We start from the raw sequence: 13,807 nt of genomic DNA on the forward strand, positions 1-13,807 counted from the left end.
CTGGGATACCTTTAATCTTTACACTTGCTGCTCTACCGCACCCTTATCAGGGATCCGGCAAACGTGGCTAAAGCCATCTTCATTTTGTACGTAATTGGCCTGCAGCCATTCACGAATCGCTTCGGCTTTTTCAGCATCGTCACAGACAGCAAATACTGTCGGACCAGAACCGGAGATCCCGAATGCTAATCCACCATTTTCCATACTGAACGCTCTGGCCTCGTCAAAGCCGGGCAATAATGACTTGCGGTAAGGTTCAGCTATTACATCCTGCATCACACTGGCTGCCAGGCCCGCGTTCTGCGCGTGCAGTGCATGCACGAACACGCCCAGTTGACGGCCAAAAGTCAGCGTATTTGCCATCGCCACTTCTTTCGGCAAAATATTCCGGGCCGCCGATGTGGAAACACTTATTCCAGAGTAGCACACAACCCAGTACCAGCTGCCGATAACCGGTAATTTCACCGTCACTTCGGCATCATTGCCGGTCATAAGGGTTAATCCGCCAAGATAACAGGGGGCAACATTGTCATAATGAATGCTGCCGCTAATCTGCCCTTCCAGCTCGCCCATCATTAACAGAAGCGCATTCTCATCAAAGGGATATTCAAAGTGTGCATTCAGTGCATGAAAGGCTGCAACGATAGAACTGGCACTGGAGCCAAGGCCGCTGCCAATGGGCAGGTTCTTATGCAAAATCAGTTCAACATGACGGGGGGGTTTGCCGGCTTTTACCATTTCTTCAAAAAAATGGGCATAGCATAAGGTAACAATGTTGTTATCGGCACCTGCCGGTAACTTATGGGCAAACGGGCCGGTGGCGGTCAAAGAAAATGCATCTGCATCTTTTACTTCAACAACATCGCCTAACTCAGTGCCGTCGACGGGTGCCAGTGCGGCACCCAACACATCAAAACCTAAACTTACATTGCCGATGGAGGCTGGCGCATAAGCGCGGGTGGTTTTCATACTACTCATCCTTCAATTACAGCGCCATTTGTTTCCACGGCATGGTACGCAGAATATCAGCAAACACACCGGCAGCGGTTACCGTACCACCCGCTCCGTAGCCGCGGATAACGTAAGGAATTGGCTGGTAATAGTCACTGCTGATTGCCAGCGCGTTCTCACCGTCTTTCACCGCAGCAAGAGGATGCGAAAGCGGCACCGCCTGAATGGTTACCTTACACTTGTCACCATCGATACTGCCGATATAACGCAACACACTGTCGTTGGCTTTGGCCTCTTCCACGCGCTGACCAAATGCGGCATCCAGCTCAGGTAACTGCTGCATAAACTCATCAATTGATGCACCTTCTGCAAAACCTTCCGGTAACACAGATTCAATCTGAATATCAGACAGTTCAAGCACCAGGCCGGCTTCACGTGCCATGATCAGCAGTTTACGGGCCACGTCCATGCCGCTTAAGTCATCACGTGGATCCGGCTCGGTATAGCCATTTACTTTTGCTGCACTGGTAGCCTGTGACAAGCTCATACCTTCTTCAAGCTTACCGAATACATAGGATAAGCTACCGGATAAAATGCCTTCAAACTGATGCAGCACGTCGCCGGCAGCAAACAATTTCTGCAGGTTATCGATAACCGGCAAGCCCGCACCGACGGTAGTTTCATATAAATACTGGCGATTTGTATTCTGCGCGGTTCTGCGCAGCTGACGGTAATACGCCATGGTGTCGGTGTTGGCTTTTTTGTTAGGTGTCACTACGTGGAAGCCCTGCTCCATCATATCCACGTACTGTGAAGCTACCGCTTCGTGACTGGTACAATCAACAATCACCGGATTTACCAGACTGTTGCTGTTAACAAACTGGTGTAAACGCTCAACACTTAACGACTCCTCAGAAGCTGCCAGTGCAGACTGCCAGTCGCCTGACACATCAATGCCCTGCGCGTTAAGCAGCAGTTTGCGGCTGTTGGCAATACCATATACACGTAACTGAATATTGCGCTTTAACAGTGCAGGTTGCTGACGGGCAATCTGACCCAGCAATTCTGTACCTACGTTACCGCAGCCAACCAGGAATACGTCAATGGTGTGGCGATCGGAGAAGAAGTTCTGGTGAATAACCCGTACCGCCTTCTTCGCCTTTTTCGCTTCGATAACCGTAGAGATGGAACGCTCTGAAGATCCCTGAGCAATGGCTACGTTGTTCACACGGGCTTGCGCCAGTGCAGCAAAGAACCGGGCTGCCAGGCCTTTTGTGTGACGCATTCCATCACCGACCAGAGTAACAATGGCTAAGTCGTGACGCACTTCAATTTGATCAAGCAACTGGTTTTGCAGTTCCAGAGCAAAGGCATCTTCCAGCAGTTGCTGTGCACGGGCCGCATCTTTTTCCTGTATACAGAAGCTGATGCTGTATTCCGAGCTGGACTGGGTGATCAGGCTGATGGAGATATTGGCATTACTCATCACCTCAAATACACGGCTTGCCATGCCTACCATGCCTTTGAGGCCAGGTCCGGCAACATTAAACATCGTGATGTTATCGAGCTGCGAAATACCTTTCACTGACGTCCATTTCTCGCTGGCTTCGTTACTGATTAGCGTGCCGGGCGCAGAAGGATTCAGGGTGTTTTTGATCAGGCAGGGAATGTGATGCTGAGCGATAGGACCTATGGTTTTCGGGTGCAGTACTTTGGCACCGAAGTAAGACAGCTCCATGGCTTCCTGATAAGTCAGCTTATCAAGTAATACTGCCCCTTCAACCTGATTCGGGTCAGCGTTATAAACACCGTCTACATCCGTCCAGATTTCACAGCAGTCTGCGTCGATACAGGCCGCAAGGATGGCAGCAGAGTAATCAGAACCGTTACGGCCGAGCGTGACTTTTTCACCCTCTTCATTAACTGCAACAAAGCCGGGCATAACCAGTAGTACTGAACCGTCGTTCTTTACGTCACTGAAACGAGCTTTACTCATTGCCACATCAGCAATGCTGTCGAGATATTCGCCGTGTGCCAGCACGTATTCGACCGGGTCGATGATACTGTTAACCACACCTTTACTCTGCAAAATCGCACTGAACAGCGTCACACTGATGTATTCGCCGATACTTAAGATGCCGGCAGCCACAGAATCCGGAGCACAACCAAGCAACTTAATGCCTTCCAGTTGTTGCTTAAGCGCAGACAAGCGCTCTGAGATAAATGAAGAAACGTGGTCGTGGGCGAAGTTATCTAAGGTGGTGTTTAATTCGTCAGCAATACCCTGAACAGTTTGCTCCAACTTTTCGAACAGAGGCTGGAAGTCATCCCCTGCGGCAGCCTGTTCACAAAGAGAAGAAAGCGCGTTGGTCACGCCCTTTGGCGCAGAAAGCACTACTGCTGCGCCATCGGTTTGGTGGGTGGTCATACAAATCCCGGTCACACGCAGGTATCGGGGTGCGTCGGCCAGAGAAGATCCACCAAACTTTAAGACTTTCATGTAATGCTCCTTTCGGTTTTATTTTGCTACATCAACGCTCAATTGCGTAAAAAAAAACCCGCTCCTGGTGAGGGCGGGCTTTCGATGTCTGGTTGCAATGTTGCGCACTAGCCAGCGACCGCCCTCAAAGAGGTGGTAATAATCATCGTGCCGGTGGTGCTAATCATTGTTTTCATACGGACAATTTGCCGTATAGACGTCTATCTGTCAACCGCGATTTTGCTTTTTCTGCGTAAAACACCGTCAGAACAGACAATTTACTCCTAAAGAGAGCCTTTTTCTGCCTTTTCATATTGCGATTCATCATATTTTGACAGGAAAAACGGGAATTTCATTGCGTACATTTTGCCGGAGCATTCCGTAATTTTTTCTTCCGGAGCCCAATGGGCACCCCGTTCAGGCCAGGGCAATGGAATTCTGCGCGGGAATAACTTTATATTTTTCATATCATTAGTGCATAAAAAAGGGCCGTACTCTCCGGTACAACGTCCGGCGCGTTGCGGCACTGTCTTTGCTATCTCAGCTTACACATGCCTATCAGATTTTATTTTTCCCGGAGAAAGTCCTTATGTCAGCGTTTAACGGAGTTTTAGGCGTCAGCCAGGCAGAGTCAGGTTATCAGTTTGCAGTGTGGGCGCCGAACGCCAAATCTGTATGTGTAACCGGAACATTTAATGAATGGGATGAGACTGCAAATCCTCTGGAATCCCGTGAAGGCGGAATCTGGGTTGGTTTTGCCGACAACGCGAAAAACGGTGATGAATACAAGTTTGCTATTACCACCTTGCAGGATGAGCTGTTATTAAAAAACGATCCCCGTGCCCGAAAGGTCACAAACAGTGTGGGAAACAGTGTTATTTACGATGATGAATATCAGTGGCAACACACACAATTTAAATCCGCCCCCCTTCATGAGCGCGTCATTTATGAAATGCATATTGGCACGTTTAATAAACCCGAAGATGGCCACGGCACATTTGCATCGGCCATAGAAAAGCTGCCTGAGTTGAAAGCGCTGGGCGTGACGATGGTTGAACTCATGCCTGTGAATGAATTCGCCGGGGATATAAGCTGGGGCTATAACCCTGCCTATCCCTTTGCAGTAGAAGAAGCCTACGGTGGTCCTGACGGACTGAAAGCCTTTATCGATTCAGCTCACGGCATGGGGATCGGTGTGATCCTTGATGTGGTTTACAACCATTTAGGCCCGAGCGACCTGGATATCTGGCAGTTTGACGGCTGGCACGAGAACGATAAAGGCGGCATTTATTTCTACAATGATTACCGCAGCGCCACGCCATGGGGAGATACACGACCAGACTATGGCCGTCAGGAGGTGCGGGACTATCTCACCGACAATGCACTGATGTGGCTGAACGAATTCAAAGCTGACGGATTGCGGATGGATATGGTGCCTTATATGCGCAGTGTTTCCGGTGCCGATACCGGCGATGACGATATCCCGGAAGCCTACGATCTGATTAAAACCATCAATCACCGTATTCAGACGTCCTGCCCGGGTAAAATGACCATTGCTGAAGATCTTCACAGTCATGAGTACATTACCGATCCTTTAGACAAAGGCGGTTGCGGCTATACAGCACAGTGGGCAGCAGGTTTCGTTCATCCTGTCCGCGATACGCTGACAAAAACAGAAGACAGTTATGTCGATTTGAGCACGGTGGTTAACGCGATTACCAGAGTGGTCAGCGGAAACCCGTTTGCCAGAGTGGTCTATAGCGAATCCCATGATGAAGTCGCTAACGGTCAGGCCAGACTGGTTGAGGAAGTAGCGCCGGGCGGTGTGGATGACAACTACTTTGCCCGTCAGAAAGGCATTTTAGCCGGCGTCCTTACCCTCACAACCGCGGGTATTCCTATGCTGTTTCAGGGGCAGGATTTCAAAGAGTCCGGCTGGTTCGATGATACCAGTGATATCGACTGGGAACGCAAAACCCGCTTTGCTGAGTATGCAGAAGCATTTACGCAACTGGTCGGTTTACGTACCAACAAAAACGGCAACAGTGCAGCATTAACCGGCGGTGCCACAGAAATTGTGCATAAGGACGATGACAACAAAGTGCTGATCTACAAACGAAGCAATGGCCTCGATGACAAACACGTCTATGTCATGATTAATTTTTCAGGCGCTGATGTGGAAGGATACCGGTTAAATGGCATGCCGCCGGATGCAGCCTGCCTGTTTGCCTGGCAGGACGGCATTACAACAAACGATGTGCAACTGAACGACAACCTTATCCATCTTACGGCTTACAGTGCGATGATATTTTCCGGCAGCTGAGGCCGGAACGAAAAACGCGGTGCATTGTGTGCACCGCGTATATCAGGCTGGTAATTACCAGTTCACATCATCAGAAACGGTAAGTGATTTTTCCGTATACATAGCGGCCGGTAAAGCCGTAAGGCGAAAAGCCTGAATAAGGCATGATGTAAGTAAAGGTGGTCGGCGCTTCAACCGTGTAGCGGCTTGCCTCAGGATACACATCAAATACGTTGTTTGCGCCCACAGACACAGACAACCCTTCCGTTAACGCTACATTAATGTCCAAATCGGTTACCCACTCTGCCGGAATGATTTCATTCAGTTCAGCCGTGGAGGACGGATCTTCCACTTCACCGTAACGGGTTGTTCTTAACGTTGTGGTGTAGCGGTCAAACGACCAGGTGACGCCTAAATTAACTTTACTTTCAGGCGAAGCCGTTTCGAACCGGCGCAACTCGACATCAGAGAATAAGTTACTCTGGTCAAAACCGGCGCCCTGCAGCACATCCGGCGCATCGATAACGCGGGTGACTTCGTTGTCGTTAAAGTTTATGCCGGCATTGAAGTTAAATGCGCCCCACTCTGCTGTGTCCAGCGTATACGTTGACACAATATCGACACCCTGCGTACGGGAGTCAATCGCATTTAAGAAGAAACGCGCGCTGGTCGCGCCGGTGCCTTCAAGTAGCGCCTCGATTGCATCGCCGGACAGGTTGTTTGACAACACAATGCGGTCGTCAATATCGATGCGGTAGAAATCGACTGTCAGGTTAAAATCTGCAGACGGTGACCAGGTAAAGCCTGCGCTGTAGTTAACTGACTCTTCTGCATCCAGACCGGGACTGCCCAGCGCCTGCGCAACATCACTGGACGGTGCAAAGGTACCTGTTTCTACCGGAACACTGTCTACAAAAACGGTAGAAATGGCAGTGAAATGTTGTTGCTGTAATGACGGAGCGCGGAAACCGGTAGATACCGATGCGCGCAAAGCAAATTCATCCGTCACTGTTACCCGGTTAGACAACTTCCAGTTAAAGGTGCTGCCAAAATCGGAATAGTCTTCAAAACGGCCCGCAACAGCAACGTTCCACTGCTCAAGTACATCTGCTTCCAAATCGACATACAAGCTGTAGTTGTGGCGGCTGTTCTTGCCCGCCGATTCCGGTGTGAAACCCGGAAATACCTGGGAACCTGCCGCACCCAAAGAGCCATCTGCAGAAACCGCACCGCCGGGACCGAACGTCCCCTGAATGTAAGAGCTTTCCTCACCTGCGGTAATTTCATAGCTTTCATGACGGTACTCTGCGCCCATGGCGAAGTTCATTTCGCTGTAGAATACACCGGTATCAACCAGGCGTGACGCATCTGCATTCACCACAGTGGTTTGATACTCTAAAGAGCCGGCGTCAAAACTTGTCTGGCTGTCAGGGCCCAAAGACGTATTCAGAGAATTGGCGACACCGTATTCCAGCTCGTTTTCACCATGAGTGACAGATAAATCGTAATTCCAGACTTCGTCATAACCTTTGATACCGGCCAGTACAGACGAATCTTTGATATCAGTGGTAATTTGCGGCAGGAAACCGTCAGGATAAATGGATGTAATGTTCCGTGAATCCTGTGCTCTGCGGTAGAAGCCGCCGCTGACAGAATTACGCTTACTGGCGCCGGCTGTTCCGTAAAACTCAACCTTATCGTTAATCGCTTTTCCGGCATTCACAAACAGCGCATAGTCTTCCACGTCACCATTGCCGAATACATGATTGTAACGGTCCACCGTTAACTCACGGGGATCAAGATTACCTTCTTCGTCGCGGGCATAGTTTTCACGGGGATCGTAATCGGCACGGTTGGCCTGGCCCCGGTCGCGGTATTCAGCAGACACATTCACAAAACCATCATTGCCCCATTCGAAGCCGATGTTGCCGCGCAGAGTGGCTGTCTGACCATCCGTTAAAGAGCGGTCTGAGCCGGTCTGGAAAGCAAGATCACCATTATCACCGACACTGACTCCGGTTAACTCCGGCACACCGTCCATTGTAGTCACGTTGGCACCGTAGGTGGCAGACACTTCGCCGCCTTCGCTGGCATCTTTCAGTACGATATTAATCACACCTGCGATAGCATCAGAGCCATACTGGGCAGCCGCACCGTCACGCAATACTTCAATACGCTTAATGGCGTTAGCCGGAATCGCATTTAAATCCACCGCAGAAGAACCCCGGCCAACAGAACCGTTCAGGTTTAACAGTGCGCTGGTATGCCTGCGCTTACCGTTAACTAAAACGAGAGTGTGGTCAGGAGCCAGACCGCGCAGCTGTGCAGGACGTACGTGGTCAGTACCATCGGTCATAGAAGGTTGCGGAAAGTTAAAGCTGGGCAGCAGGTTATTCAGAATCATGTTGGTTTCAGTTAAACCTGTCGCAGCAATAGCGGACGCATCAATGATATCGATAGGCACCGGTGAATCATTCACTGTGCGTCCCACGCGGCGTGAACCCACTACCTGAATTTTTTCCAGACTGGCATCTGCAGCCGGATCAGTTTGCTCTTGAGCGACGGCCTGAGAAGAAACGGCTAACGGTAATCCGATGATTGCGGCAGAAAGAAGAGATAGTCGAAATGCAGACGACCGGGATTTGTCCTGTAACATAAAAAGTGTTCCCTAAGAATTTATTATTGAATCGAAAATACGCCTTATCGGAATTGATAAGCGGGATGTCATGGCATCCGTTTCTGAAGTCAGGGTACGGCCCGAAAGCCCTTTGATGAGCCTTGATGAGACTCTTAGAATTATATGCATGGCAGCATGAAGAACGATCAGGTTAAAACCTGAACAACTGGTCAGTAGTGCTGCGGGCGGAGTAAATCATAAATAATGAGTTAACTGAAGCCGGAGTTTGAAATATTAATTTATTCCTCGGCAGATAAACAAAAATAACCGATGAATCTCTGTGGAGCCCGGGAACTAAGATGTTCAAATACATAGAAACAACTCAGGAGCTAAAACCGATGTCAGCAGAAATCAAAACCCTGTCGAGCAAAGTGGTGTATGAAAATAAGTGGATGCGGGTGAGAGAAGATGCCATCGAGCGCCCGAGTGGCCAGCAAGGCATTTACAGCGTGATGGAAAAACCGGACTTCACCGTTGTTATCCCCGTGCAGGACGGATACGTGTACATGGTAGAACAATACCGTTACCCGGTTGAAAAGCGTCAGCTGGAATTTCCCCAGGGCACCTGGGAAGAGAATGGCCAGGCCGATCCGGCAGAACTAGCTGCCGGCGAACTACAGGAAGAAACGGGTCTGCTGGCAAAAAACTGGACTCACGTGGGTTATCAGTATTTAGCTTACGGTTTTTGTAATCAGGGGTATCATATCTGGATTGCCACAGATTTTACCATGACCGAGCAGAACCTCGACCCTGAAGAAGAAGGCCTGACCTGCCACCGCATTGCTTTATCCGATCTGGATGAGATGATTAAAAAAGGTGAAATCCTTGATGCCACCACCTGCAATGCGCTGGGGTTGGCGCGTCTGAAAGGACTTATTTAACTATCTTCCTGTGTATCGCACTTCCGCTGATGAATTCAGCGGAAGCATGCTGCTTTAGCAAACTCAAGCGCCTTCGAATTGATACGATTAATCATCCCGGTTAAGCGCTTCAATCAATTCAATTTCAAAATACAAATCGCTGCCGGCGGGAATTTTGCCGACTTGCCGGTCGCCGTAGCCCAGTTCCGCTGGTACCCAGAGTTTGCGTTTACCTCCCTCTTTCATTCCCTGAATACCCAAAAACCAGCCCTGAATAATTTTATTTTTAGATAACACGGTTTGAAACGGACGCCCCTTTTCATAAGAGGAGTCAAACTCAGTGCCGTCTGCCAGCTGTCCGCGATAGTGGGCGGTAATTAACGCGCCTTTCTTCGCTTCACGCCCTTCTCCTGTCACCACGTCTTCAAACTTAATTTCTGCACTCATACTACTGATGTCCTGTAATCAATCATGCTGCAATGGTAACCGATTGTGCGATCCGGAGGAATGGCAGGCATTGCTGTAGCCGGTGCGCTATAGTGGATGTTCAATTAGCTAAACTTATCACTCAATTTGTATCGGGTACTTCTGCCGCCACCAGCCTTAACCAGACAGCCTTGTTCTACGAGGAAAGCCAGATGACGGGTAGCGGTTGGTTTACTTACTTTCGCGACACGATGATATTGAGTAGTGTTAATCCCGTCTGCAAAGTCACCATCCAGCATCTTGTTCAACACCTTTACTTGTGCAGGATTCAACACAGACTGATCAACAGATCGCCAGTACCTGCTTTTGAATATGAGTTGTTCAATATCACACATTACTTGACTAAACGTGTCATCAAGTGTTTCGAGAAACCATTTCACCCAGTCAGTTATGTCCATGGTTCCCTTCTGGCTTCTTTCAAGTGTGTCGTAATAACTGGCACGCCGTTTCAGTATACTTACAGACATCGCGTAAAATCGTACAGACTGGTTTTCAGCCTGCGCTAATGCAAGATCTGTCAGTAAGCGGGTAATGCGACCGTTACCATCTTCAAACGGGTGGATTGTTACAAACCAGAAATGGGTAATTGCCGCACGAATTATGGGGTCAGGAAAAGACGCATCACGGGACTCATTGAACCAGGAAATGAACCCGGAAAGTTCCGGCTCTAAATGTATTCGCGCGGGGGCTTCAAAATTTACAACAGGTTTTTCCAGCCTGCCTGAAACGACTTGCATGGGACTACTTCCTCTGAGCACTCCCCCCTCAATACGATGAAGAAAATTATCCTCTCCCGAAAACAACAGGCTGTGCCACCGTAAAATCCTCTCAAGGGTTAACGGCTTTTCATACTCCTCAATCGCATCAACTATGATTTCCGCCAACCCGTCTGTCTGCGCTGTAGTAGGATAAGGCGTTTTTTCATTAAGTCCCAGTTTTGCGGCCAGTGACGATCTTACTGAAAATGCATTAATATTCTCTCCCTCGATAGCACTCGAATGGACAATATTTGCCAGAAAAGTGTCCAGCATTCGCTGTTTTTCTTCGACAGGCTGGCTCAACATTTTTCCGATGAGAATTCCCAGATTTAATCTGACTTTCCGGAGGAGCGGCTCAATGACATCTGCATTCCACGTAAAATCAGGCCATTCTGGTTGTTGCCATATCCACATAATTGCTCTCTGATTCGATTGACGAGCCTATTCTAATCATAATTTAATCAGAATAAGTGCATTAATCAAATCAGAAACCCGTGCAATGCGAGAGAGAGCGCTTTGAAAATGGCGAGTGGTCTTCGGAAACAGTTGCCGGTGCGCTATAGTGGAGGCGTGTTTTTTCAAAAAACTGTCAGCAAGGAGCTACCATGCGCATAAGAAAGAGCCAACTTCTGGCCGCTACCCTACTGCTTTCAAGCGCGACCAGCGCTAATGGTTTGCGGTGCGGAACAAAGCTGGTACTGGAAGGAGAAAGTACCTATGACGTCATTCAGAAGTGTGGCCAGCCGGATTCGCAGGAAGATCTCGGTTTTATTCGCAAGCGGGACGATTACGTCAAGGTAACCCGCTACATTTATGACATAGGTAACGGTAAATTTCTGCGCCTGCTCGATTTTCACAATGGTAAATTAATCAAAATCGCTGACGGACCGCGTCAGTAGTCATAACATGAAACTCTGGTTGCTAATTTTTATCGAAATTACCGTCGATATGCTCTGTGTTAACAGTATTCTTTTCAATTTCATCCCGTAGCAACAGGAACGGCCGGTACTGCTCATTTTTCAGCAGTTCTAGCTGGTCAGAATAATGCTCAGAGCCTTTCTGGCGAGAGTTACCGTAGGCCATAAGGCCTTTAGCTTTGACCGGCGTAGAGAACTCAATCATCGAAATCCAGGTTTCACCGTGATAGGGCTCGCGGATACCATCCTCATCAGGATCGACCCAGGTGATTACGTTAAACGCCCCCAGGTTTCCGTAGCCACCGTGACCGGCAACGTCTTTATCGAGAATGCGGAAGCGTGAAATTTCCCCGAATACCGGATCCATTCTGCCATATTTAGCTTTGGTATTCTCAATAGCCGTTTTCAGCATCACGACAGCCTGAGCCGGATCCTTGATGCCGTAAGGCGTAGACAGCGGCTTGTCCATACTCCAGCCCTCAACATAATTCGCTTCGCTGCTGAATCGCGGACGGGGACCGGCAAACTGTGCTGCCCACTCCTCGAACAGATATCCGGCACGGCTGTCTTCGCTGAAAGTTTTGTCCCAGTTCTCAAACAGGGTAACCGCCTGCTGAATTTCCGGATCGTCACTATTTCTGGCTTCAGTAAGAAGCTCATCCATCAGACGTTCTGCCATCAATGAGTATGTGGAGGTTTTCATTACCTCAAACTCAGCAAAAGACAGCTTACCGGACTCCGCCATACGCTTAACCGCGCCCTGTGCCCGGTATGACATCGGGCCTTTAGGAGCGACATAAGCTGGGAAATCTTCAGGTTTGTACACTACAGGATAGGTCGCAAGCCAAGGTGGATCGTTAGCGTTCTGCACGAACCCGCTGTCAGGGTTAATCACTTTTGGCAGTTCTTCATAGGTGTGCACTTCGGTCCAGAGATACTCAGAACTGTCGCCGGGTACCAACCCCTGCCAGAAATCTAAATCTCCCTGTTTGCGTTTCGGCAGAATACCGTTATCCAGATACTCGATGTTGCCAGCTTTATCCGCGTAGGTGATGTTGAAGGTAGGAATTTGCAGGCGCTTCATGATGGACTGAAACTCATCAAAGTTCTTTGCCTGAAGCATGTCGTAGTACTGCTGCAGCATGAAAGGACGGTCAAGACCGGCAACGCGCAGAGCGATGGTTACACCGTCATCCCGAACAAACACAGGACCATGCACGGACTGTCTCAGCTCAAGGGTTTTATCCTCAAAGGAGCCATCTTCCTGCAGCACCTTATAGTGCTTAGTTTCTGCTTCAAACGGCAGCGTTTCGCCGTCATACACGTAACCGTCGTCTTTCAGTGTCAGCAAGTAAGAGGTTGCTCCCAGCATGCTGTTCACTGTATTGGAAATGCCCATATTCTGGTTGAAGGCAAAGCGGATAACCGGCAGACCTACCTGAGTAGCACCGTACATTTCAAAGTCTGGTCCGGTCAGGTGGGACTCATAATACGTGAAGAAACCGGATGCCCATGGCAGATGCGGGTTCTGCAGCAACAGGGTATTACCGCTCTTTGACTTCGACGGCATCACCGCATAAGTATTGGAGCCGTTTTTCACCGGCGGCGCACGGTCACCGATGATTTTGCTCTCGTTAGCGACATAGATGAAATTCATCAGCCTGTGGGCGTGAGTCACCACATCAGCACCGGTTAAGGGAAGCACTTTCAGCACGTCCTGATCCAGATTTTCCGGATGTGCCTCAGCGTAATCGTTGATACCTTGTGCAAACGCATCCAGAACGGCTTTGAAATCCGGCTCCTGAGCCTGATACCACTTTTCGCCCCGTTCAGGCACGCCGTTGGCAATCAGCCATTTATCTGTGGACTCATAGTCTGCGCCCCAATATTCCGCGCCTTTCGCGCGCGCCTGGCCATAAAGCCGGAGAATGATATCTCCCTGACTTTCTGCCTGCGCCCAGCCAAAGCCGTAGAAAACCGATTCCGCACTGTCACCATAGATATGCGGAACACCGTAACCATCCCAGCGGATTTCGGTGCCGGTTGATTCAGCAGGTTGCTCAACAGAGGTGGTTTCCTCCGGTGCAGGAGAGCACCCGAGGAGATAGCAGCTGGCGGTAACCAGCCAGAATTTAATTAAAAGTTTCATGGCAGGTGTCTGCCCCTGAGTTCTGTATGTGCGGAGGAAAGCGGCTGTGCTTCCCCTGCGATACATAGCTGATACTTTCGAAATGAATTTTGATAAGAGAAAGGCAGATTTTAAACCGCGCGCTTGCGTGTTTTTACTTACTGCCAAACGGAAGAATACAGAACTTTCTTTATTATTTTCAGACACAAAAATCCCCGCCAGTGAATGACATTCATGATTAAGGCAAGG

At 49.3% G+C, this 13,807-nt stretch carries 9 protein-coding genes; 3 read left to right on the forward strand and 6 right to left on the reverse strand.

Features of this window, described 5'->3' with window-relative positions; translation table 11 throughout:
- Positions 1-18: 18 nt before the first annotated feature.
- Positions 19-969, reverse strand: coding sequence for a homoserine kinase (gene thrB, locus AC4PME_RS00315; protein ID WP_491044567.1), 951 nt, complete (start codon positions 967-969; stop codon positions 19-21).
- A gap of 16 nt (positions 970-985) precedes the next feature.
- Positions 986-3,451, reverse strand: a complete 2,466-nt coding sequence (thrA, locus tag AC4PME_RS00320) for a bifunctional aspartate kinase/homoserine dehydrogenase I (protein WP_491044566.1) — start codon at positions 3,449-3,451, stop codon at positions 986-988.
- Positions 3,452-4,019: 568 nt separating this feature from the next.
- Between thrA and AC4PME_RS00325 the strand changes: the two genes are divergently transcribed.
- Positions 4,020-5,753, forward strand: coding sequence for an alpha-amylase family glycosyl hydrolase (locus AC4PME_RS00325; RefSeq protein ID WP_491044565.1), 1,734 nt, complete (start codon positions 4,020-4,022; stop codon positions 5,751-5,753).
- A gap of 70 nt (positions 5,754-5,823) precedes the next feature.
- On the opposite strand, the gene AC4PME_RS00330 is transcribed toward AC4PME_RS00325, so the two are convergent.
- Positions 5,824-8,388, reverse strand: coding sequence for a TonB-dependent receptor plug domain-containing protein (locus AC4PME_RS00330; RefSeq protein ID WP_491044564.1), 2,565 nt, complete (start codon positions 8,386-8,388; stop codon positions 5,824-5,826).
- 359 nt (positions 8,389-8,747) lie between these two features.
- Here AC4PME_RS00330 and AC4PME_RS00335 point away from each other — a divergent pair, with 359 nt between their 5' ends.
- On the forward strand, positions 8,748-9,290 hold the full coding sequence (locus tag AC4PME_RS00335; RefSeq protein WP_349588563.1) for an NUDIX domain-containing protein: 543 nt from the start codon (positions 8,748-8,750) through the stop codon (positions 9,288-9,290).
- Positions 9,291-9,377: 87 nt separating this feature from the next.
- Here AC4PME_RS00335 and AC4PME_RS00340 read toward each other — a convergent pair whose 3' ends face one another.
- Positions 9,378-9,716 (reverse strand): FKBP-type peptidyl-prolyl cis-trans isomerase, encoded by a 339-nt coding sequence (locus AC4PME_RS00340; RefSeq protein ID WP_491044563.1) that lies wholly within the window; start codon positions 9,714-9,716, stop codon positions 9,378-9,380.
- Positions 9,717-9,820: 104 nt separating this feature from the next.
- Positions 9,821-10,927, reverse strand: coding sequence for a Fic family protein (locus AC4PME_RS00345; RefSeq protein ID WP_491044562.1), 1,107 nt, complete (start codon positions 10,925-10,927; stop codon positions 9,821-9,823).
- A gap of 191 nt (positions 10,928-11,118) precedes the next feature.
- On the opposite strand from AC4PME_RS00345, the gene AC4PME_RS00350 reads away from it, so the two are divergent.
- Positions 11,119-11,412, forward strand: coding sequence for a DUF2845 domain-containing protein (locus tag AC4PME_RS00350; protein ID WP_491044561.1), 294 nt, complete (start codon positions 11,119-11,121; stop codon positions 11,410-11,412).
- A 22-nt stretch (positions 11,413-11,434) separates the two neighbouring features.
- On the opposite strand, the gene AC4PME_RS00355 is transcribed toward AC4PME_RS00350, so the two are convergent.
- Positions 11,435-13,579, reverse strand: coding sequence for an acylase (locus AC4PME_RS00355; RefSeq protein ID WP_491044560.1), 2,145 nt, complete (start codon positions 13,577-13,579; stop codon positions 11,435-11,437).
- Between the last annotated feature and the right edge of the window lie 228 nt (positions 13,580-13,807).

It is taken from the genome of Alteromonas sp. (genome assembly GCF_984505615.1).

What these genes read in the sequence shown, in the direction of transcription:
- thrA (WP_491044566.1), bottom strand. Translation starts at nt 3,451, where the DNA reads ATGAAAGTCTTAAAGTTTGGTGGATCTTCTCTGGCCGACGCACCCCGA.
- AC4PME_RS00325 (WP_491044565.1), top strand. Translation starts at nt 4,020, where the DNA reads ATGTCAGCGTTTAACGGAGTTTTAGGCGTCAGCCAGGCAGAGTCAGGT.
- AC4PME_RS00355 (WP_491044560.1), bottom strand. Translation starts at nt 13,579, where the DNA reads ATGAAACTTTTAATTAAATTCTGGCTGGTTACCGCCAGCTGCTATCTC.
- AC4PME_RS00330 (WP_491044564.1), bottom strand. Translation starts at nt 8,388, where the DNA reads ATGTTACAGGACAAATCCCGGTCGTCTGCATTTCGACTATCTCTTCTT.
- AC4PME_RS00345 (WP_491044562.1), bottom strand. Translation starts at nt 10,927, where the DNA reads ATGTGGATATGGCAACAACCAGAATGGCCTGATTTTACGTGGAATGCA.
- AC4PME_RS00340 (WP_491044563.1), bottom strand. Translation starts at nt 9,716, where the DNA reads ATGAGTGCAGAAATTAAGTTTGAAGACGTGGTGACAGGAGAAGGGCGT.
- thrB (WP_491044567.1), bottom strand. Translation starts at nt 969, where the DNA reads ATGAAAACCACCCGCGCTTATGCGCCAGCCTCCATCGGCAATGTAAGT.
- AC4PME_RS00335 (WP_349588563.1), top strand. Translation starts at nt 8,748, where the DNA reads ATGTCAGCAGAAATCAAAACCCTGTCGAGCAAAGTGGTGTATGAAAAT.
- AC4PME_RS00350 (WP_491044561.1), top strand. Translation starts at nt 11,119, where the DNA reads ATGCGCATAAGAAAGAGCCAACTTCTGGCCGCTACCCTACTGCTTTCA.